Source organism: Mycobacterium sp. IDUB_24, assembly GCF_055419385.1.
This window is the reverse complement of the sequence record NZ_JBVAXO010000009.1, coordinates 46,974-66,977: the sequence shown is the minus strand read 5'-3', so window position 1 is coordinate 66,977 and position 20,004 is coordinate 46,974. Positions and strand designations below refer to the sequence as shown.

20 protein-coding genes are annotated in these 20,004 nt (G+C 65.6%); 5 read left to right on the top strand and 15 right to left on the bottom strand.

Annotated elements, in window-relative coordinates; genetic code table 11:
* Nucleotide 1: 1 nt before the first annotated feature.
* The 3 genes from ACZYZF_RS27165 to ACZYZF_RS27155 are packed head-to-tail and all read right to left on the bottom strand — an operon-like array spanning nt 2 to nt 3,255.
* Entirely contained in the window at nt 2–1,090 is a 1,089-nt protein-coding gene (locus ACZYZF_RS27165) for an acyl-CoA dehydrogenase family protein (protein ID WP_463747437.1), read from the bottom strand.
* Entirely contained in the window at nt 1,077–1,907 is an 831-nt protein-coding gene (locus ACZYZF_RS27160; RefSeq protein ID WP_463747438.1) for an acyl-CoA dehydrogenase family protein, read from the bottom strand. Before ACZYZF_RS27160 ends, ACZYZF_RS27165 begins: the two co-directional genes overlap by 14 nt.
* Nucleotides 1,885–3,255 (bottom strand): class I adenylate-forming enzyme family protein, encoded by a 1,371-nt coding sequence (locus ACZYZF_RS27155; protein ID WP_463747439.1) that lies wholly within the window; start codon nt 3,253–3,255, stop codon nt 1,885–1,887. Before ACZYZF_RS27155 ends, ACZYZF_RS27160 begins: the two co-directional genes overlap by 23 nt.
* A gap of 117 nt (nt 3,256–3,372) precedes the next feature.
* Between ACZYZF_RS27155 and ACZYZF_RS27150 the strand changes: the two genes are divergently transcribed.
* Nucleotides 3,373–3,684: a 2Fe-2S iron-sulfur cluster-binding protein gene (locus tag ACZYZF_RS27150; protein WP_463747440.1), complete on the top strand. Its 312-nt coding sequence runs from the start codon at nt 3,373–3,375 to the stop codon at nt 3,682–3,684.
* Nucleotides 3,685–3,742: 58 nt separating this feature from the next.
* Here the strand turns inward: ACZYZF_RS27150 and ACZYZF_RS27145 are convergent, their stop codons facing one another.
* The 4 genes from ACZYZF_RS27145 to ACZYZF_RS27130 all read right to left on the bottom strand — a co-directional run bounded on the left by ACZYZF_RS27145 (nt 3,743) and on the right by ACZYZF_RS27130 (nt 7,842).
* Complete coding sequence (locus ACZYZF_RS27145) at nt 3,743–4,804, bottom strand: CaiB/BaiF CoA transferase family protein (RefSeq protein WP_463747441.1); 1,062 nt, start codon at nt 4,802–4,804, stop codon at nt 3,743–3,745.
* Nucleotides 4,805–4,896: 92 nt separating this feature from the next.
* Nucleotides 4,897–5,853, bottom strand: a complete 957-nt coding sequence (locus ACZYZF_RS27140; RefSeq protein WP_463747442.1) for an LLM class F420-dependent oxidoreductase — start codon at nt 5,851–5,853, stop codon at nt 4,897–4,899.
* Entirely contained in the window at nt 5,850–6,251 is a 402-nt protein-coding gene (locus ACZYZF_RS27135; RefSeq protein WP_463747443.1) for a cobalamin B12-binding domain-containing protein, read from the bottom strand. Before ACZYZF_RS27135 ends, ACZYZF_RS27140 begins: the two co-directional genes overlap by 4 nt.
* Before the next feature lies 1 nt (nt 6,252).
* The gene (locus ACZYZF_RS27130; protein ID WP_463747444.1) at nt 6,253–7,842 is read right to left on the bottom strand and encodes a methylmalonyl-CoA mutase family protein; all 1,590 of its coding nucleotides are present in this window, start codon (nt 7,840–7,842) and stop codon (nt 6,253–6,255) included.
* 255 nt (nt 7,843–8,097) lie between these two features.
* On the opposite strand from ACZYZF_RS27130, the gene ACZYZF_RS27125 reads away from it, so the two are divergent.
* The 3 genes from ACZYZF_RS27125 to ACZYZF_RS27115 are packed head-to-tail and all read left to right on the top strand — an operon-like array spanning nt 8,098 to nt 10,744.
* Nucleotides 8,098–8,946: an SDR family oxidoreductase gene (locus ACZYZF_RS27125; protein ID WP_463837372.1), complete on the top strand. Its 849-nt coding sequence runs from the start codon at nt 8,098–8,100 to the stop codon at nt 8,944–8,946.
* The gene (locus ACZYZF_RS27120; RefSeq protein ID WP_463747446.1) at nt 8,943–10,445 is read left to right on the top strand and encodes a class I adenylate-forming enzyme family protein; all 1,503 of its coding nucleotides are present in this window, start codon (nt 8,943–8,945) and stop codon (nt 10,443–10,445) included. Before ACZYZF_RS27125 ends, ACZYZF_RS27120 begins: the two co-directional genes overlap by 4 nt.
* Nucleotides 10,442–10,744: a hypothetical protein gene (locus ACZYZF_RS27115; RefSeq protein ID WP_463747447.1), complete on the top strand. Its 303-nt coding sequence runs from the start codon at nt 10,442–10,444 to the stop codon at nt 10,742–10,744. The genes ACZYZF_RS27120 and ACZYZF_RS27115 overlap by 4 nt, the downstream gene beginning before the upstream one ends.
* A 187-nt stretch (nt 10,745–10,931) precedes the next feature.
* Here ACZYZF_RS27115 and ACZYZF_RS27110 read toward each other — a convergent pair whose 3' ends face one another.
* The 8 genes from ACZYZF_RS27110 to ACZYZF_RS27075 form a co-directional block, all read right to left on the bottom strand.
* Nucleotides 10,932–11,669, bottom strand: a complete 738-nt coding sequence (locus ACZYZF_RS27110; protein ID WP_463837370.1) for an SDR family NAD(P)-dependent oxidoreductase — start codon at nt 11,667–11,669, stop codon at nt 10,932–10,934.
* Nucleotides 11,670–11,723: 54 nt separating this feature from the next.
* A complete protein-coding gene (locus tag ACZYZF_RS27105; RefSeq protein ID WP_463747512.1) occupies nt 11,724–12,800 on the bottom strand; it encodes a phosphotransferase in 1,077 nt (358 codons plus the stop codon).
* The gene (locus ACZYZF_RS27100; protein ID WP_463747449.1) at nt 12,797–13,999 is read right to left on the bottom strand and encodes a cytochrome P450; all 1,203 of its coding nucleotides are present in this window, start codon (nt 13,997–13,999) and stop codon (nt 12,797–12,799) included. The genes ACZYZF_RS27105 and ACZYZF_RS27100 overlap by 4 nt, the downstream gene beginning before the upstream one ends.
* A gap of 114 nt (nt 14,000–14,113) precedes the next feature.
* Nucleotides 14,114–15,118 (bottom strand): LacI family DNA-binding transcriptional regulator, encoded by a 1,005-nt coding sequence (locus ACZYZF_RS27095; RefSeq protein WP_463747450.1) that lies wholly within the window; start codon nt 15,116–15,118, stop codon nt 14,114–14,116.
* The gene (locus ACZYZF_RS27090; protein ID WP_463747451.1) at nt 15,115–16,437 is read right to left on the bottom strand and encodes an MFS transporter; all 1,323 of its coding nucleotides are present in this window, start codon (nt 16,435–16,437) and stop codon (nt 15,115–15,117) included. Before ACZYZF_RS27090 ends, ACZYZF_RS27095 begins: the two co-directional genes overlap by 4 nt.
* 130 nt (nt 16,438–16,567) lie before the next feature.
* Nucleotides 16,568–17,101: an alkyl hydroperoxide reductase AhpD gene (gene ahpD, locus ACZYZF_RS27085; RefSeq protein WP_463747452.1), complete on the bottom strand. Its 534-nt coding sequence runs from the start codon at nt 17,099–17,101 to the stop codon at nt 16,568–16,570.
* A gap of 2 nt (nt 17,102–17,103) precedes the next feature.
* On the bottom strand, nt 17,104–17,691 hold the full coding sequence (locus ACZYZF_RS27080) for a peroxiredoxin (RefSeq protein WP_209913918.1): 588 nt from the start codon (nt 17,689–17,691) through the stop codon (nt 17,104–17,106).
* Between the two features lie 120 nt (nt 17,692–17,811).
* Nucleotides 17,812–18,462: a nucleoside/nucleotide kinase family protein gene (locus tag ACZYZF_RS27075; RefSeq protein WP_463747453.1), complete on the bottom strand. Its 651-nt coding sequence runs from the start codon at nt 18,460–18,462 to the stop codon at nt 17,812–17,814.
* A 98-nt stretch (nt 18,463–18,560) separates the two neighbouring features.
* Here ACZYZF_RS27075 and ACZYZF_RS27070 point away from each other — a divergent pair, with 98 nt between their 5' ends.
* Nucleotides 18,561–19,994: a neutral zinc metallopeptidase gene (locus tag ACZYZF_RS27070; RefSeq protein WP_463837369.1), complete on the top strand. Its 1,434-nt coding sequence runs from the start codon at nt 18,561–18,563 to the stop codon at nt 19,992–19,994.
* Nucleotides 19,995–20,004: the final 10 nt, after the last annotated feature.

The window sequence follows — 20,004 nt, the reverse complement described above, 5'->3', positions numbered from 1 at the left end:
GCTAAACTCCCAGTCCGAGGATTCGTGACGCGATGATGTTCTTCTGGATCTGCGACGTGCCACCCATGACGCTCTGCGCGCGGCTGTAGAGATAGGCGCTCAGCAGTTCGGGATCCTTGGTTCCGGTCACCGCGAGCGCGGCGTGCCCGACCGACTGCTCGACCCACGTCATCAGCAACTTGTCCAGCGAGCCCTCGGGGCCGTGCTTGAGCCCATCGAGCTGTTCGGACAGCCGCCTGCGCACATGCAGGCGCAGCATCTCGGCCTGCACACCGGCCCAGGCGAGGTCTTCGGGGGTCTTACCAGATACGCGAGACGCCATCTCACGCACCAGCTTTCCGTACCGCGCCGAGTATCCGAGGGTCGACGGCTCACGCTCGTGGCTGACCACCGTCATCGCCAGGCGCCAACCATCACCGGGTTCACCGACCATGTGCGAGGCCGGCACCACTGCACCGTCGAACGCCACCTGGCCGAACTCCGTGGTGACACCGTTGATCATCTGCAGCGGCCGCTGCTCGATGCTGTCCTGGTGCATCGACACGATGAACGCCGAGATGCCCTTATGTCGTGCGACATCCTTGTCGGTACGGGCCAGCACCAGGCACCAATCGGCCACGTCTGAGTAGCTGGTCCAGATCTTGTGCCCGTTGATGATGTAGTTGTCGCCGTCACGGGTCGCCGTGGTGGTCAGCGAGGCCAGGTCCGAACCGGCGCCGGGCTCGGAAAAGCCCTGGCACCAACGCTCGGTGCCGTTGATCATGCCGGGCAGGAATCGCTGCTGCAGTTCCTTGCTGCCGTGGTGTCCCAGGCCGACCACCAGGTAGCCGAGGCTGGGCCGCGGCGGGGCTCCGGCCCGGGCAAGCTCCTCGTCGACGATCACATCGTAGACGGGCGGCAGGTCCTGGCCGCCGAACTCCTCGGGCCACGAGGTACCGAAAAACCCTGCGGCATAGAGGGCTTGATGCCACTCCCCCATCCGGGCCCAGTAATCGTCGCCGGACGCCTTGAACGACGCGGCGTTGTCCGCCAGCCAGGTCCGCAGCCGGTCCCGGAAGGCAGCTTCCTCAGCTGAATCACGAAAGTCCAAGATCAGTCACCTCCAAGTCTTCTAGCTTGACGGGCCACAACTCGGTGGCCACCAGAACCCGGCGCAGATACACATGCGCCAGGCACTCCCAGGTGTTTCCGATACCGCCGTGCACCTGAATCGAGGTCTCACACACGGTGCGCGCGGCACGGGCGCAGTAGACCTTGGCGATCTTCCCGGCCCGGACGGCTTCCTCGGCAGGTAGCTCGTCGACGGCCCATGCCGCGTGGCGCAGAACGCTGATCGAGCCCTCGATCAGGGCCAGCCCCTCGGCCAGCAGGTGCGCGACGGCCTGATACGAGCCGATCGTCGAGCCGTACTGCTCACGGACTTTCGCGTAATCGACCGCCAGGGCATGCGCACCACGTGCGGCACCGACCAGGTCGGCGCACGTAGCGGTCAACGCGAGTGCCCGCCACCGCAGAACATCCTCACCCGACAGCTCACCGAGTTCGGCAGGCGACTCGACCACACCCACCGTGCTGCGGGTCAGATCCACACCGGCCGTGGCAGCCTCATCGCTCCCGGTCACCGCCTCCCGATCCAGCCGACGGGCCAGATCGTCGGCAAGCACCGGCCCGAGGAAGGGCACGTCGATCAGACCGCGTCCGAACTCCTCGGCGATGATCGCCACTTCCACGCCGGAGGCACCGTCGGACCGCAGGGTGCGCCACTCGGTTGCGGCGACCGTGCTTTCCAATCGGGCGCGCCGGCCCTCATCCGACAACTCTCCGACCGCATCGGGCCCGAGGTCGTCGGCCAGTTTTGCTGCGGCCTCTCGCAGCTGCTGCTGTTCAGACGTCAGACGAACGTCCATGCCGCTCCTTCAGCACTCGTCGCAATACCTTTCCGGAAGGTAACCGGGGTATCTCGGTTACGAACTCCACGCGGCTGGGCCGCTTGTACGAGGCCAACTGATCGCCGATGAGCGCGATCAATTCCATGGCCGACACCTCGGAACTTGTCGTCACGGCTGCCACGATCGCCTCTCCGTCGGCCGCATCGGCCACTCCGAACACCGCGCAGTCGGTGACAGCCGGATGGCCGTGCAACACCGCCTCGACCTCGGCCGGCGCGACCTGGAAGCCGCGAACCTTGACCATCTCCTTGGATCGGTCGGTGATGTGCAGGTATCCGTCGTCGTCGAGGTAGCCGATGTCGCCGGTGCGGTACCAGCCGTCGCGGAATGCGCCCGCGGTGGCTTCCTTCGGCAGGTATCCGGCCATCACCGAGTCTGACCGCACCTGGATCTCGCCGTCCTCGCCGATGCGGACATGGACCCCGCGCACGGGCGTGCCGACGGTCTCGATGTGGACGGCGTCCAGCGGATTACAGGCGATCACCGGGAGTTCGGTGGTGCCATAGGCGGTCAGCCACCGGACCCCGGCCCGCTCGGTGACGGCATCCGCCACACTGCGGGTCACCGGGGTGGCACACCACATGACGTAGCGCAGCGACGATAGATCGTAGCGTCCCAGATCGGGATGCGCGGCCAGCGCCAAAGCGATTGGTGCCACGGCCATTTCGATCGTAATTCGATCAGATTCGATGTGCCGCAACATGGTGTCGATGTCGAAACGCCGGTGCAACCTCATCCACGCACCGGTGTCGAGCACCATGGCGATGTTGAGCAATCCCAGGATGTGCGACGGGGGCGTCATGATCTGCATGCGATCGGCGGAGGTGAAACCCAGTGCTGTGCGCCAATGGTCGATCGCCGCGGCGAACCCACCATGGGTGTGCCGCACCGCTTTGGGCAGGCCGGTGGTCCCTGAGCTGAAGACGAACAGCGCGTCGCTGTCCGGATCGGGCGGGTCGAACTGCCGCAGGCCCGGGGTGATCGGCTCGTCCAGAGGCAGCATGGGCATCTGTGCGGCGAGCACGTCGTGATCGCCCACCGCATGAGCGGGTCCGGTCAGGGCCAAAACATGGGCCACCTCGGCAGCTTTCCAGGCCGGGCTGATCAGGACGGCCACCGCACCCAAACCCCAGATCGCCCGCAACGCCACGACGAACTCAGGACGGTTGGACGACATCATGGCGACGCGATCACCCGGGCGTACGCCGCGGTGCTCCAGCGCGGTGGCCATCCCGCTGGTGAGCGCATCGATCTCAGCCAGGGTGTACTCACGGTCGTCGAACGCGAGCACGGCGGGGTCAGTCACGATCTATAACCCCTCTCCGGAGAACACTCCTGGGCGTCGAGCACACCGAGAAGATACTATCATTTAGTGAGAATGGTATTCTCTTCATATCAGAACGTATGTGCACAGGGGAGTCACATGACCGCAGAACCGATGGCCGGCAGCGAAGCGAACGGCAAGGTCACGATCGTGTTCGACCGCGAGCAGCTGTCCGTGCCGCGCCGACAGGGAGAGACGCTGCTGGAGAGCGCGCGCCGGGCCGGCATGACACCGCCGTTCTCGTGCGAGGCCGGCAACTGCGGAACCTGCATGGCCAAACTCCTCGAGGGCACCGCCACAATGCGGGTCAACGACGCTCTCGACGACGACGAAGTGGCCGACGGCTACGTACTGACCTGCCAGGCCGTCCCGGACTGCGATTCGGTGACGGTCTCTTACGACGAAGATTGAGCCGCCGCCGGTCAAGAGTGCCGCCGGTTTCTACCGCAGACCTGCAGATTTCGAGCGGTCACGACCTCGGTGCAGAAACCGGTGAGCACTGTCCATACTCGTCGAAGTCAGGGGCCGGCCGGTAGTCAGGCGTGTAGCCGGCGACGTGCACCGGACTACCCACCAACCGGAAATCACCTGCGGTGACCAGCATCTCGGGGGTCGCGTCCAGCGCCTGCGGCAGGCTACGCACGGCGGCTGCCGGGATCCCCAGCGGCTTGAGCCTCGATTCCCACCCCGCCGCGGTGTCGGTCGCCAGCGCGGCAGTCACCACGTCGAGCACTTCTTCTCGCCGGGAAGCCCGCTCGGCCATTGAATCGAACCCCGCTACACCCGCCTCGGTGGCGAACGATTTCCAGAATCCGTCGTGGGTGATGAACAACGCCAGATAGCCATCGGCAGTCGGGAACAGTTGAGCCGGTACGTAGTACGAATGCGCACCGAAGGGGTGGCGGCGCGGTTCCACACCGTCGTTGAGGTACGCCGAGGCGCGGTAGTTCAACTGCGACAGCATGACGTCACGCAACGAGACATCCACCTGACCACCGTTGCCCGAGACGATCATCGCCAGCAGACCCAGCGCCGCCGTCAGCCCTGTCGAGTTGTCCGCTGAGGAGTAACCGGGAAGCGTGGGTGGGCCTTCGGGATCACCGGTCATCGCGGCCACCCCGGTGGCGGCCTGGATGACATAGTCGAACGCCGGGTCGTCTCCCCCGTCGAGCCCGAATCCCGTCATCGCGACGCACACGATCTTCTCGTTGAACTGCCGCAGATTGTCATACGTCAGGCCCAGCCTGCGGATCACCGACGGCTTCATGTTCACCAGCAGCGCGTGGGAATCGGCGACCAGCTCACCGAGTTTCGCCCGACCTGCCTCTGAGGCGAGATCGAGGCAGATGCTGCGCTTGCCCCGGTTGAGGCTGGCGAAATAGCTGTCGCTGACCTGACGGGAGATCTCGCCGCCAGGTGGTTCGACCTTGATCACCTCGGCACCCAGGTCGGCCAACATCATGGTGGCGTACGGGCCGGCCAGCATCACGCCGACCTCGATGATGCGGATGCCGGCGAGAGGAGAATTCATCGGTGCCCTCGGCTCTTCGCGCAAGCGCTCATCGGTGCCCTCGGCTCTTCGCGCAAGCGCTCATCGGTGCCCTCGGCTCTTCGCGCAAGCGCTCATCGCACCGCTTTCGCGAGCTCGGCGATCACCTCACGCGTCCGATACTTCGACGCGATCAGCTCGTCACGGTTCTCCCCGATCGGCAGCAGCCGCACCGACAGATCCGTGACCCCGGCATCGGCGAACTGCTTGAACCGCTTGAGAATTGATTCCTCATCGCCGGCCGCGCACAAATCTCCGACATTGCGGGCCTCACCCCGGTCCAGCAGGCGCTGGTAGTTCGGCGACGTCTCGGCTTCGGCCAGAATGCGGTTGGCCCGCTCCTTGGCCGCCTCGATCTCGGAGTTGGCGCACAGCGTGACCGGGATTCCGGCGACGATGCGCGGCGCGGGCTTGCCCGCTTCGGCCGCAGCCTTGTTGATCTTCGGTGCGATGTGCTCGCCGATCGCCTTCTCGTCGGCCATCCACAGCGAGGTACCGTCGGCGTGCTCGCCGGCGAGCTGCAGCATCACCGGGCCCAGTGCCGATACCAGCACCGGCATCGGAGTGTCGGCCGCGAGCACCGTCGGGTTGTGCACGGTAAACGAATCGTTCTCGACGTCAACGGGGCCGGGCCCGGAGATCGCCTGGTTCAGAACCTGCAGGTAGTCACGCGTGTAGGCAGCCGGCTTCTCGTAGGGCAGGCCCAACATGTCGCGGATGATCCAGTGGTGCGAGGGTCCGACGCCAAGGGCCAACCGGCCCGCGGACATCGCGTGTATCGAAAGCGCTTGGCGGGCCAGCGCAATCGGGTGCTGAGCCTGCAGCGGGACCACTGCGGTTCCGAGTTCGATGCGCGATGTGTTCGCTGCCATCAGCGCCACCATCGTCAGGCAGTCGAAGTCGTTGGGCACCTGCGGCATCCACGCACTATCCAGCCCGGCCGACTCGGCCCACTGGATGTCAGAGATCAACTTGGAGACCTTGCGGGCCATATCGCCACGCTCGGCCCCGATCATCACACCCAGCCTCATGACTCCGAGACCTTTTCCGTCAGCGCACGAACATCGGTCACCAGCGTTTCGAGCGACGTTCCGGTCGGGAACACCGCTGCCGCACCGGCATCCATCAGTTTCTGCACATCGGACTGCGGGATGGTACCGCCGACGACGACGGCAATGTCGCCGGCATCGGCGGCCCGCAGCGCCTCGACAGTTCGGGTGGTCAACGCGACGTGCGCGCCGGACAGGATCGAAAGGCCGACCAGGGCAACGTCTTCCTGCAGTGCGATGGAGACGATGTCCTCGATACGCTGCCGGATGCCCGTATAGATGACTTCGAATCCGGCATCACGCAACGTACGGGCGACGATCTTGGCCCCACGGTCGTGACCATCGAGACCGGGTTTGGCGACAAGTACTCGAGTGGCCATGCTAGAACACCACCGGCTGCTGGAACTCGCCCCACACGGACTTCAAGGTCGACACCATCTCTCCCACTGTGCAATACGCGTTGGCGCAGTCGATCAACCGGTGCATCAGGTTGTCGTCACCTTCGGCTCCCCTCGCCAATGCGGCCAGAGTCTCTTTGACCGCGACGTCGTCGCGCTCCGCCTTGACCTTCGCCAGCCGCTTGAGTTGGAGATCGCGACCCTCGGCGTCGAGCTCGTACGTGTCGATGTCGGGCGCCGGCTCGTCGGTGACGAACCTGTTGACCCCGACGACGGGGCGCTCGCCGGACTCGGTCTCCTGGTGAATCTTGAACGCCTCATCGGCGATCAGGCCCTGCAGGTAGCCGTCTTCGATGCACCGCACCATGCCGCCGTGCTTTTCGAGATCGTCCATGATCTCGATGATCTTGGCCTCGGTGGCGTCGGTGAGCGCCTCGACGAAGTAGGACCCACCGAGCGGATCGGCCACCTTGGTCACGCCGGTCTCGTAGGCCAGGATCTGCTGGGTCCGCAGGGCCAACGTCGCCGATTCCTCACTCGGCAGGGCAAACGGTTCATCCCACGCCGCGGTGAACATCGACTGCACGCCGCCCAGCACCGCCGCCAGCGACTCGTAGGCCACCCGGACCAGGTTGTTCTGTGCCTGCGGCGCGTACAGAGATGCTCCACCCGCCACGCACCCGAACCGGAACATCGAAGCTTTGTCGGTGGTCGCGCCGTAGCGCTCCCGCACGATCGTGGCCCAACGTCGTCTGCCGGCACGGTATTTGGCGATCTCCTCGAAGAAGTCACCGTGGGTGTAGAAGAAGAAGGAGATCTGCGGGGCAAACTTGTCGATCGTCATCCGGCCGCGTTCGACGACGGTGTCGCAGTACGTGACGCCATCGGCGAGCGTGAACGACATCTCCTGCACGGCATTGGCGCCCGCGTCGCGGAAGTGCGCACCGGCCACCGAGATCGCGTTGAACCGGGGTACCTCGGCTGCACAGAACTCGATGGTGTCGGCGATCAGCCGCAGTGACGGCTCGGGCGGCCAGATCCAGGTGCCGCGCGACGCGTATTCCTTGAGGATGTCGTTCTGGATGGTCCCGGTGAGCTTCTCGCGCGGCACGCCCTTCTTCTCGGCGGCGGCGACGTAGAAGGCCAGCAGGATGGCCGCGGTGCCGTTGATGGTGAAGCTGGTGCTGATCTTGTCCAGCGGGATGCTGTCGAAGAGGATCTCGGCGTCGGCCAGAGTGTCGACCGCAACGCCGACTCGTCCGACTTCCTCGCCGTACTCTTCGTCATCGGAGTCGTAGCCGCACTGGGTGGGCAGGTCCAGCGCCACCGACAGGCCGGTCCCACCCTGATCGAGCAGATAGCGGTACCGGCGGTTGGATTCCTCGGCCGTACCGAAGCCCGAATACTGCCGGAAGGTCCAGGTCTTCCCGCGGTAGCCGGAGGCGAAGTTGCCGCGGGTGAAGGGATAGGTCCCGGGGGGAGGCGGCTCGACCGCGCGGTCGCTCGGCCCGTAGACGGGCGCCAGCGGGATGCCGGACGGAGTCTCCACCGGAGGGACGTCTTGCTCGCTCATCAGTGGATAACGTACTTGCTAAAAATGAGAATGCCAATACCGCAGGGTGGAAATGTGGCGCCTGTACTGGACGGGAGTGCTCCGACCTGCACACTGAGGACGGTTGGCGACACAAGCGAACGGGTCTGGTGGACGCCGATTCCTCAGCCGCCGCTCGCGACGATTACGGCACTTGCTAAAAATGAGAATGCCAATACCATTTGAGTACGGTTGACACACGGCGCACGGCGGACGCTGCGCGCGACGAGGAGGACCATGTCCAGCCAGCAAGAGTCATTCACCGATCGCACGCTGGTCGTATCCGGCGGCAGCCGCGGTATCGGGCTGGCGATCGCGCTCGGTGCCGCCCGCCGAGGGGCGAACGTGGTGCTGCTGGCCAAGACCGCAGAACCCCACCCCAAGCTTCCCGGCACTGTGCACACCGCCGTCGCCGAGGTAGAGGCCGCCGGCGGCAAGGGCGTCGCTGTGGTGGGCGATGTGCGTAAGGAAGAGGACGTGGCCCGCGCGGTCGAGACCGCGGTCGAGCACTTCGGTGGCGTCGACATCGTGATCAACAACGCGAGCGCCATCTCCACCGACGCCACCGAGTCGCTGTCGGCCAAGAAGTTCGACCTGATGATGGACATCAACATCCGTGGCACCTTCCTGCTGACGAAGGCCGCGCTGCCGCATCTGCGGAAGTCGGCCAACCCGCAGGTACTGACACTGGCCCCGCCGATGAACATGAACCCGTACTGGCTGGGCGCACACCCGTCCTACACCCTGTCGAAGTACGGGATGACGCTGCTCTCCCTCGGCTGGGCCGCCGAGTACGCCGACGCCGGAATCGGATTCAGTTGTCTGTGGCCCGAGACCTACATCGCCACCGCCGCGGTGACGAATCTCGCCGATGGCGACAAGATGGCCTCGCAGTCCCGCAACCCCGAGATCATGGCGGATGCGGCCGTGGAGGTCCTGTCCCGCCCGGCCGCCGAGGTGAACGGTCAGACCTTCATCGACTCTGAGGTCCTCACCTCCTCCGGTGTCACCGACCTCTCCCGGTACGGCGGCGGGGATAATCCGATCATCGACATCTTCATCGACGCACCGGGACAAGGCCTATGAGCATTTCGCTACTGCTGGAGATGGCGGTTTCGGGCGGACCGGACCGCACCGCAGTGGTGTCCGACGATCTCCGCCTGACCACCGAGCAACTCAGCACCCTGGCCGACGGCGGGGCCGGAGTCATCGCGGCCTCTGGGTCCTCGCACGTGGCATACGTCGGCACCGGCGGTGCGCTGCTGCCGCTGCTGCTGTTCGCCTCGGCCCGCGCCGCGGTGCCGTTCACCCCGCTGAACTACCGGCTCAGCAAGGACGGCCTGCACGAGTTGATCGACCGCCTGCCCGAGGCATTGGTGGTCGCCGACACCGAATACGCCGATGTGGTGGCCGGGGCAGGCAAGCAGGTCATCACCTCCGAGGAGTTCCTGGCCGCGGCCCACGCCTCCGAGCCTGCGGCAGAGTTCGCCGATCCTGACGCAGTGGCGGTCGTGCTGTTCACCTCGGGTACCACGTCGCGCCCCAAGGCCGTCGAGCTCACCCACAACAACCTCACCAGCTACATCACCGGAACGGTCGAATTCGCCTCGGCCGCAGAAGAAGACGCAGCACTGATCTGCGTCCCGCCGTATCACATCGCCGGGGTCAGCGCAGCCATGTCGAACCTGTACGCGGGCCGAAAAATGGTGTATCTGCGGCACTTCGACGCTGACAAGTGGGTCGAGCTGGTACGCGCCGAGGGCGTCACGTCCGCCACCGTCGTGCCGACCATGCTGGACCGCATCGTGACGGCCCTGGAATCGGCCGGCCTCGAGCTGCCCACGTTGCGCAACCTCGCCTACGGCGGCTCCAAGGTCGCGTTGCCACTGGTCCGCAAGGCGTTGCAGCTGCTGCCGAATGTCGGCTTCGTCAACGCTTACGGATTGACCGAAACCAGTTCCACCATCGCTGTTCTCGGGCCGGACGATCACCGCGAGGCGCTGGCCGCCGAGGATCCCGCCGCTTCCCGGCGGCTCGGCTCGGTGGGCCAGGTGGTGCCCGGTATCGAGGTGCAGATTCGCGCCGACGACGGCACCGTGCTGGGTGCCGGCGAGACCGGTGAACTGTTCGTACGCGGCGAGCAGGTGTCGGGCCGCTACACCGATATCGGATCGGTGCTCGACGCCGAAGGCTGGTTCCCCACCAAGGATGTCGCCATGCTCGACAAAGGCGGTTACCTGTTCATCGGGGGACGATCCGACGACACCATCATCCGCGGCGGAGAGAACATCGCCCCGGCCGAGATCGAGGACGTGCTCGTCGAGCATCCTGAGGTCCGTGATGTGGCCGTCGTCGGCCCCGAGGACCCGCAATGGGGCCAGATCATCGTGGCCGTCGTGGTGCCCGTCGAGGGCACCTCCCCCGATCCGGATGCGCTGCGGGATCATGTCCGCAAGCAACTGCGCGGATCACGCACCCCCGACCGGGTGGTTTTCCGCGATGAACTTCCCACCAACCCGACAGGCAAGGTCCTGCGCCGCCAGCTCGTCGACGAACTCGCACCGATCTCCAAGGAGTCAGCATGATCAAGAACGGCACCCGCCTCCAGAGCCAGGTGTGCGACACCCAGGTCATCGTGGTGCGCAGCGCCGACAGCCTCGACGACCTGCGGGCCGGTGGCGTGGCCATGATCGCCCTCGACGCCGAAAAAGACTCCGGTGCCACGCTCGATCCCGCGTTCTCCGACGGCAACCTGATGGGTAAGCGCTACGTCGACGATGCCGGCGCCGAGGTGCTGGTCACCAAGGCCGGCACCGGCACGCTGTCGGTCGGGTCCACCGCCCTCAGCCTCAAGGAAGCCAAGCCGCTTCCGGCCAGTGACTAGCCACCCGCTCCAGTCAGAGAACACGGCACCTGTGTGGTTGAGGGCCCCGTGACGAACGTGCAGCCTTTAGTGGCGGATCCGCGATCTCACCGCCAGTGACCTGCACGCTCGCCACAGCGTCCCCCAACAACTAATGGGTGTGGCAGCCTCGCCGGGCGGGCGCCCTGGCCCTGAAGCTTGCCGGCCTTCACGCGTGACGGCTGGTCACTCCCCCGTCCACAACCAGCTGTGTGCCGGTGATGAACGACGCCTTCGGTGACATCAGGAACGCCACGGCGGCCCCGATCTCGTGGGGCTGTCCGAGCCGGCCCAGCGGCGCGGCCTGTTCGAAGCTCGCGCGGATCTCCTCGACGTCCAACGCGATCTGGAGCATCGGGGTATGGATGAAGCCCGGGCACACTGCGTTGACGCGAATTCCCAACGGGCCCAACTGAGCAGCCATCGACCTCGTCATGCCCAACAGGCCGGCCTTGGAGGCACAGTAGTCCGGGATGAACGGATTGGCCGCCAGGCCTTCGATGCTGGAGATGCCGACCACCGCGGGTGATCCACCGTCCTTCGCAGATTTCTCCAGGTGCGGCAACAGCAACTGCATCAACAGCGCCTGCGCGCGCAGATTCACGTCGAGCACCGCGTCCCAGGACTCCTCGGTGTACGCGCCCACCGGTTCCGGGAGCACCCGCCCAGCGGCGTGCACCAGGCCATCGATACCGTCGAGCGCCCCGGCCGCCTCTTCGACGGCCGACGACAACGCAGCGGTATCGCACACGTCGATCACCGCCGAGGGCATGCCCAATCCGTCGGCCACCTCGCTGACCTCGGGCGCTATGTCCCACAACGAAACCCGTCGGCCATCTGCGATCAGCGCCTCCGCGCTGGCTCGGCCGATTCCCGACGCTGCACCTGTCACCACCACACCAGTCATGCCGGACAGGTTAGATGGCCGGCGCCCCCACCGGCAGTGATTTGCTTATACCGACTAACCGATGAGATCGGCCAGTGCCTGCACGGTCTGCAGATCCTCGTACGCCGCGGAATAACGCTGGGCCAGCGCCAGGGCGATGTCGGGACGCTGCCACAACTCGCCCGCACTGGCGGTGGCCAGCCAGGTCATCAGTCCGTGCGCCACCGATGCCCGGTAACGCAACCAGATCTCGTCGGCCGACGGCAGTTCGTCTGCCGGGAGTTCCAGCGTGTCCCGGTATTCCTCGAGCAGTTCACGCTCCGCGAGCCGCCGGTCCTCGGTGGTGAGCGCACCTTGCAGGAAGTAACCGAGATCCACTGCAAAGTTCCCCCGGCGCGCCACCTGCCAGTCGAGGAAGCCGACATCCCCATCCGGTAACACGTAGGTATTGCCGATGTGCGGATCACCGTGCAGCAATGTCTGCGAGGTACCGGGCGCGGTGAGCGTCCGGATGAACGGCTTCCAGATCCCCTCCACCAGATGGTCGATCGTGAGTGCGTGTACCGAGGCCGGTGCGTCGTCCCCCAACCGCTCGAGCGCGGCAGGCAAGGGCGCCCACTGCATGCCGTCCCACGGCATGAACGGCTCCAGCCATTCGAGGCCGGGACGCTCGACACGCTCGCCCCAGAACGCACCGTGCAGGCGGGCCAGGCCTCGCACGCCACAGGCGGCCTGCTCCACGGTCAGCGGCCGAGTCGCGTCGCGGGGATCGGCGGAACGGGAGGTGAGATCCTCCATGATCAGCATGAAGTCCTCGTCGCCCTCGTCGATGGGCGCCGCGTACACCGTCGGATGTTCCAGTGGCAGATCGACTTTGGAGTTGAACAGCCTGGGCTCGTGCAGCAGGCCGCTGGTGTACTTGATCATCTCCTTGTGGCCGGGGTCGACGGCCTTGGCGAAGACCGTGGCAGGCCCGGTCAGCCCCGGCTTGTACGTGACCGACAGGCGCGCCCGGCGGTTGGTGCCGTCGTCGCGCATGTCGACGGTCACGCAGTCCACCACGGCGCCGGGGTGATGGTCCGCCAGCGCCGCCGTCAGCCACTCGGGCGTGACGTCGGTCCAGTCTTTGGGGACGGTCTGCGCGGCCGTCACCGGACGAACGCCGGCATCGAATCCCACCCGCGGACAGTCGAAGTCGGTGACAGCTCGGCGTTGTCGAGATCGACGTCCCACTCCGGGAAACGCTTCAGCATCTCCTCCAGCGCGATCCGGCCCTCCAGCCGAGCCAGTGCCGAACCCAGGCAGTAATGGGTGCCGACGCTGAATGCCAGATGCTGACGCTGCTCGCGGTGGATGTCGAAAACCTCGCCATCGGGCGGGAATTGACGGCTGTCGCGGACTGCCGCACCGATCAGCATCATCATCACACTGCCCTCGGGAACCGTCTGGCCGTGGAACTCGACGTCGCGGGTGACATAGCGGGCCACGTGCGGGGCCGGTGGCTCGAAGCGCAGCAGTTCCTCGATCGCCTGGGGGATGAGTGCCGGATTCTCGACCAATTGGCGCCGCTGATCAGGATGTTCGGCGAGTACCTTGGCCGCCCAACCGATCAGACGCGTGGTGGTCTCGTTACCCGCGCCCGCCACCACGTTGATGTAGATCAGCAGTTCCTCGCGGGTGAGCTTCCGGGTGACCCCGTGCTCGTCGGTGAACTCGACGTTGAGGAGGTCGGTCATGATGTCGTCGGACGGATTGTCCTTGCGCCAGTCGATATAGGTCTCGAAGATCGAGCCGTCGACCAGCCCCTCCTGAGCCGCCTTCATCGGCTTGCCCGCCTCGGTGCGCATCTGATCGTTGCCGTGGTCGCGGATCATCTCCTGGTCATCCTCGGGGATACCCAGCAGTGCGCTGATGACCCGCATAGGCATGATTGCGCCGAAGTCCTTGATGAAGTCGATCTTGCCGGTGCCCACCATCGGGTCCAGCGACTGCGCGCAGAACTCGCGGATCTTGGGCTCCAGCGCGTTGATCTTGCGCGGCGTGAACATCCGGGCCAGTAGCTTGCGGTGCACCGTATGGATCGGCGGATCTTCGAAGATCAGGGCGCCCGAAGGAATGTCGATGTTGGCCTTGATCAGTTCGATGATCGCGCCGCGAGCCGAGCTGAACGTCTCGTGGTCGACGAGGGCTTTGTTGACGTCGGCGAAGCGGCTCAACGCATAGAAGTCGTACTGCTCGTTGTAATACAACGGCGATTCCTCGCGGAGCCGCGCGAAGGTCGGGTACGGGTTGGCGTTGATCTCGACGTCGTAGGGGTCGAAATACACGTCATTGGTGGTGCTCAGACTCACGGCGGTCCGCCTCTCTGAGGGCTGCGGAGAGTTACTTACACGCGTAAGTTACACGGCGGAACGACCACCCGACAAGGCCGTTTCGGCTTACAGTTTGCTGCCTACACGTAATGCTCAGGTGCTGTCGCGCACAATGAGGCCGGCAGGGTCACCGCCGTCGACGTCGGAGACCGAGGGATATCCGAGTTCGGCCATCATGGCGGGGACGGCGGCATCGACAATCGTCTTGGCGTCGAATACGACGGAGGACAGCGGCGGGGAGCTCACCGCACCCAGCGGTATCGCGTCGACCCCCATGACCGCGAGATCATCAGGGCAACGCAGGCCCGCCCGGCGTATCCCGTGCAGCACCACGAACGCCGTCTCGTCGCTTTGCGCACAGACGGCCGTCACGCCCGCTGACACCCATCTCGACACCACGGCCGCCGCGTCGGACCCGTCGGTGGCCACGCTGCCGACCTCGATCTCGGGCAAGCCGTGCTCGCCGGCCGCCACGCGCAGACCCGACAACCAGTAGTCACCGAGCGGCCTCAGCACCTCACTGCCGGAATAGGCGAAGCCCAGGCGCGTGTGGCCGCGCGACAGCAGATGCTGCACCCGCATCGATCCGACGGTCAGATGCAACGACCCGAGCGCGCGCAGTTTCTCGCTACCCAGGTAGATCTGCGGAATCCGCGCCGCCTCGACGGCCACGGCAGCAGCACCGGTAAGTGGGAACACCCCTGCCACAGCCAGAGGGTTGAGGTTCGCAACCGCGTCGACGATGTTCTGGCCGTCGTCCGTCTCGAGCTGCATCGACAGCACGATGCCGTGCCGCCCCAGCGCGGTGGTGAGACGGCTGCCGACCTCCAGAGGCAATTCGCCCAGGTCGGTCCGCGGCACGATGTAGAGCACCACACCGCTGCCGCCGACCGCGAGGTTGCGAGCCGCGAGGTTGGGCCGGTAGCCCAGATCGGCGGCGGCCTTGCGTACTGCGGCCTGAGTCTGCTCCGAGATGCGTTGCCCTTGAACATTGTTGAGGACATAGCTGACGGTCGCCGTGGAGACGTTGGCCAGCTTGGCAACATCGGCTTTCGTCGGACGGAGCCCGACTTTCGGGCGTCCTCTTGTCGCGCTCACGGTGTCATCGTGGCACGTTGCTGACCATCGGGATGCTGCACGCCGGACATTTGCCGATGTGCGCTCTCACGCAGTGGCCGTCCGGCACTCTCCCGCAAGGTCAACACCGTGAGCACCGAGACGATGGCCGCGGCAACAAGATAGAGCGCGGGCGCCAGGTTGCTACCGGTCGCCGCGGTGAGCCAGGTGACGACGTACGGGGTGGTCCCACCGAACAATGCCACCGCGATGTTGTACCCGATCGAGAAGCCGCTGTAGCGGACCCGAGTGGCGAACAATTCCACACCGGCCGTCACCGCAGTCGCGACGTACACCGATTCGATGGCGGCCAGCAGACAGTGTCCGACGATCGCCGCCGTCACCGATCCCGAATTCATCAGCAGGAAAAGCGGATACGCGCCCACCACGAATCCGGCTGATCCTGCCAGCAGCAGCGGTTTGCGCCCGATCCGGTCCGACAGCGCAGCCAACGGCAGGATCAGGATCAGTGCCACCAGGCTGGCCAGGCTGATCGAGACGAACGCCTGGGCCTTGCTGAAATGCAGCGCCTTGATGAAGTAGGTCGGCAGGAACGTGAAGACGACGTAGTAACCGACGTTGAACACGATGAACAGTCCGATGACTTGCAGGATCGCGTACCGCGCCGTGCCCACCGCCTCGCGCAATGGCGACGTGGCAACGCGATCGGCCTCGTCGAGTTTGGCGAACTCAGGGGTGTCATCGAGCCGCAGCCGGATGTAGAGACCGACCAGACCAAGTGGTGCGGCCACCAGGAACGGGATGCGCCAGCCGTAGCTCTCCATCGCCTCCGGCGGTAGGAAAGCCTGCAGCAGCGTGACGGTGACCGAGCCCAGCAGAAAACCCAGCACACCAGACCAAGCGATGAACGTGACGGTGAGCCCGCGCCGCCGGGTACTCGCGTATTCGGCGAGATAGACGGCGCCGCCGCCATATTCGCCGCCGGCCGAGAATCCCTGCAGACACCGCAGCAGGAGTAGGAGCAGCGGGGCGGCCACACCGATGGTGGCGTACGTGGGCAGCAGGCCGATGCCGAGCGTGGCGGCCGACATCAGCAGGATCACCACGGCGAGCACCCGCTGACGTCCCAATCGGTCGCCCAGTGGGCCGAACACGAACCCACCGAGCGGACGCATGAAGAATGCGGCGGCGAAAATGGCGAAAGTGTTGAGCAGCGCCGCTGTTTCGTTGCCTGACGGGAAGAAGTTGGCAGCGATGTAGGTAGCCAGGAAGCCGTAGATGGCGAAGTCGAACCATTCCACCGCGTTGCCGATGGACGCGCCGACGATCGCTTTGCGCACGGTGGGATTGAAATGGGAGGTGCCGGTGCGTTTATTCGGTGCCGTCAACAGAAAACTCGCCTCTCGGAATCGCGAGAGGCGAGTTTACCTGTTCAGTTATGCGCGTAAGCGAGTTCCGCCCGGGTCGGGGTCAGACTGACGTGAGCGCTTCCGCGGTGAGCAACGCCTGGGCCACCCCGGAGACGATCGACGCCAACCGGATGGCTTCGAAGATCGTCGTGCGGGATACGTCGGCGTCGCGCAACACCGTCTCGTGCGCGGACAGGCAGTGCGAACATCCGTTGATCGCCGAGACTGCCAGCGACCACAGCTCGAAATCCGCCTTGGGCACACCAGGGTTGGCGATGATGTTCATCCGCAGACCGGCCCGAAGGTCGTCGTAACGGCCGTCGAGCTGACCCTTGGTGCGGTAGAAGACGTTGTTCATCCCCATGATCGAGGCGGCGCCGAGAGCGGCGTGGTAGGCCTCCGCACTCAGCACGTCGAGGGCATCCTCGGAGATCTCCTTCAGTAGCTGCTGCGATTTGGTGGCTGCCGCCGTAGCGACCAGCGCACCCCACAGCTGCTGCTCGTTGAGCTCCGTGGACTTCACGATGCTGCCGAAGTTGAGCTTGAGGTCCTTCGCGTACTCCGGCAGCGCTTCCTTGATGTTGTCGATGCTCATGACTAGACCGCCTCGGACAACAGCTCACCGGCGTTCAGCGTCGGGTCGCCCTTCTTCCAGTTGCAGGCGCACAGCTCGTCGGACTGCAGCGCGTCGAGAACCCGCAACACCTCGTCGACGTTGCGCCCCACCGAACCGGCGGTCACGGAGACGAACTGGATCTCGTTGTTGGGGTCGACGATGAAGGTGGCCCGGTCGGCGACACCGTCGGCGTTGAGCACGCCGGCCGCAGCGGTGAGTTCACGCTTGAGGTCGGAGACCATCGGGAACGGCAGCGTCTTCAGGTCCTCGTGCTGCGCGCGCCACTGGAAGTGGACGAACTCGTTGTCCACCGAAACGCCGATGACCTTGGCGTCGCGATCCTCGAAGTCTTCGTTGAGCTTGCCGAACGCGGCGATCTCCGTCGGGCACACGAAGGTGAAGTCCTTGGGCCAGAAGAAGATGATGCGCCACTTGCCGTCGTCATCCTTGTTGGTGACGCGGGTGAAATAGTCGTCGGGCTGCTTGGCGTCGACCTTGGACAGATCTCCGCCAACCACGGCCGTCAGGTCGTATTCCGGGAACTGAGAACCAATCGACAAAAGTGCCATTGCAACCTATCCAATCTCGCGTGTGATTTTCTGGAATGATTCCAGATTTACCTCCTCAATCATGGCTCTCACCGATGGTTATAGCAACTCGCTCGGCCGTGATTATGCACACAAACGACATCAGTGTGAGCTGGGCCTCACGGCTGCCACCGGCACGACCAGATCGGCCCGCCCCGCGGTAGCCGCCACCAGACGCGCGTTGGGCTCGTCGACCTCGGCGACCCAGCGCCGCGCGGCACCCGCCGGCTTGCCGAAGGCCATGTGACGGGCCACCAGGCGCGCGACGCGTACATCGTCTTGTATTGCGCAGTACCAGATTTCGTCGATCGCCGCGGCCACCGCCGACCACCGCGGATCGTCGAGCAGTAGATAGTTGCCCTCAGTGAGCACCACGGCCGTACCCGGGAACACCGGGATCGCACCGGCAACCGGCTGCTCGATGTCGCGTTCGAAACCCGGGGCGTAGACCACCTCGGCGCATCCGCGGATACGGCGCAACAGCGCGGCGTATCCGGCAACGTCGAAGGTGTCGGGCGCACCCTTGCGGTCCAGCCGGCCAAGTCTGCGCAGTTCGACATCGGCGAGGTGGAACCCGTCCATCGGAACGTGCGCCACACCGCGGTCGCCGAGCCGTTCCCGGGCGGCGGATACCAGCGCCTCGGCCAGCGTGGATTTACCCGCCCCCGGTGCCCCCGCGATGCCGATGACGGACGTCCCCGGCTCTGCCGCACGGGCCAATACCCGGGCCACCAGATCGTCGAACGTACACATAGCGCCGCCATTGTCCCGCAGGTCATCAACGGCACGTGCCGAACGTCGCCGCGAGCAGGTAGAACTGGCTGGGGTGGATCGCGTGGAAGGCGGATCAGTTGGCGAGGCTTCGCTGGTGGCTCGGTCTGGCCTGTTGTGCGGCACTGCTGGCCGGGTGCGGGAACGCCACCGTGATCGGCGGCAGGGCGACGTCGATGCTGTTCCTACCCGACCGGGTAGGCGGACTGCCGGTGACCGACGGCCATAGCGGCACCCGGCCCGACGCGCCCGCGCCGGCCCGCCGGGCCGAGAACACCGACGGCGGGCAGATCGACGACCTGGCCCTGCTGGCCGTCGACGACATCGAAGACTTCTGGTCGCAGAACTACACCGGCGGGTCACTGCCGGGGACCTTCACCCCGGTCTCCCGGCTGGTGTCCTTCAACTCCGACCTCTCCCCCGGGCTCGAGATCTGCGGCCAGAGCACGGTCGGGCTGACCAATGCCTTCTACTGCCTCAAGAGCGACGTGATGGCGTGGGACCGTGGCGTCGCGATTCCGGTGGCGGCGCAGTATTTCGGCCAGATGGGCGTGGTCGGGGTGATGGCCCACGAGTACGGCCACGCCGTCCAGCAGCAGGCGCGGCTGATCAACGAGAGCACGCCCGTCCTCGTGGCCGAGCAGCAGGCCGATTGCCTGGCCGGGGTGTACCTGCGCTGGGTGGCCGCCGGAAAATCGCCACGCTTCGAATTGAGCACCGGTGACGGGCTCAACCACGTCCTGGCCGGGCTGATCTATATCCGCGATCCTCTGATGACCCGGATCGACGCCACGCTCACCGGCAACGAGCACGGGTCCGCGCTGGACCGGGTCAGCGCATTCCAGATCGGCTTCAGTGGCAACGTCGACCAGTGCGCGGCCATGGACTCCGACGAGATCACCAAGCGTCGCGGCGATCTGCCCAAATTCCTCGACTTCTTCGGCGGCCAGCAGAGCGCCAACAGCACGATCACGGCGAATCTGTTGGACAAGACCATGCAGTCGCTGCAACAGGTCTACGCACCCGCCAACCCGCCCACGTTGAGTACCGAGCCGAGCGCGTGTCCCGACGCCGGGCCGTCGCCGCCGGCGTCCTATTGCCCGGCGACCAACACCATCGTCGTCGACCTGGCTGGACTGAAAGCCCTGGGGGAAGCCAGAAACGAAAACGACGAACAGGAGCTCCTGCAGGGCGACAACTCGGCGATCTCCGTCCTGACATCGCGGTACGCCATGGCGGTACAGCACGAGAAGGGCCTGACGCTCGACACTTCCGTGGCCGCGATGCGCACCGGCTGCCTGACCGGCGTGGGCCAGGCCAGGATGGCCGAGCCCGGTCTGCCGATCACGCTGTCAGCCGGTGACACCGACGAGGCGATCAGCAGCCTGCTCACCAACGGGCTGGCCGCCAGCGACGTCAACGGCAGAGTGCTGCCGGCGGGGTTCACCCGCATCCTGGCCTACCGGTCCGGCCTGCAAGGCGACGATGCACAGTGCTACCAGAGGTTCCCGTAAGCCGATGAGT

Bases quoted from the DNA above. Each gene is read 5' to 3' on its own strand.
- ACZYZF_RS27160 (WP_463747438.1), bottom strand. From the start codon at position 1,907: ATGGACGTTCGTCTGACGTCTGAACAGCAGCAGCTGCGAGAGGCCGCA.
- ACZYZF_RS27150 (WP_463747440.1), top strand. From the start codon at position 3,373: ATGACCGCAGAACCGATGGCCGGCAGCGAAGCGAACGGCAAGGTCACG.
- ACZYZF_RS27145 (WP_463747441.1), bottom strand. From the start codon at position 4,804: ATGAATTCTCCTCTCGCCGGCATCCGCATCATCGAGGTCGGCGTGATG.
- ACZYZF_RS27140 (WP_463747442.1), bottom strand. From the start codon at position 5,853: ATGAGGCTGGGTGTGATGATCGGGGCCGAGCGTGGCGATATGGCCCGC.
- ACZYZF_RS27135 (WP_463747443.1), bottom strand. From the start codon at position 6,251: ATGGCCACTCGAGTACTTGTCGCCAAACCCGGTCTCGATGGTCACGAC.
- ACZYZF_RS27130 (WP_463747444.1), bottom strand. From the start codon at position 7,842: ATGAGCGAGCAAGACGTCCCTCCGGTGGAGACTCCGTCCGGCATCCCG.
- ACZYZF_RS27125 (WP_463837372.1), top strand. From the start codon at position 8,098: ATGTCCAGCCAGCAAGAGTCATTCACCGATCGCACGCTGGTCGTATCC.
- ACZYZF_RS27120 (WP_463747446.1), top strand. From the start codon at position 8,943: ATGAGCATTTCGCTACTGCTGGAGATGGCGGTTTCGGGCGGACCGGAC.
- ACZYZF_RS27115 (WP_463747447.1), top strand. From the start codon at position 10,442: ATGATCAAGAACGGCACCCGCCTCCAGAGCCAGGTGTGCGACACCCAG.
- ACZYZF_RS27110 (WP_463837370.1), bottom strand. From the start codon at position 11,669: ATGACTGGTGTGGTGGTGACAGGTGCAGCGTCGGGAATCGGCCGAGCC.
- ahpD (WP_463747452.1), bottom strand. From the start codon at position 17,101: ATGAGCATCGACAACATCAAGGAAGCGCTGCCGGAGTACGCGAAGGAC.
- ACZYZF_RS27080 (WP_209913918.1), bottom strand. From the start codon at position 17,691: ATGGCACTTTTGTCGATTGGTTCTCAGTTCCCGGAATACGACCTGACG.
- ACZYZF_RS27075 (WP_463747453.1), bottom strand. From the start codon at position 18,462: ATGTGTACGTTCGACGATCTGGTGGCCCGGGTATTGGCCCGTGCGGCA.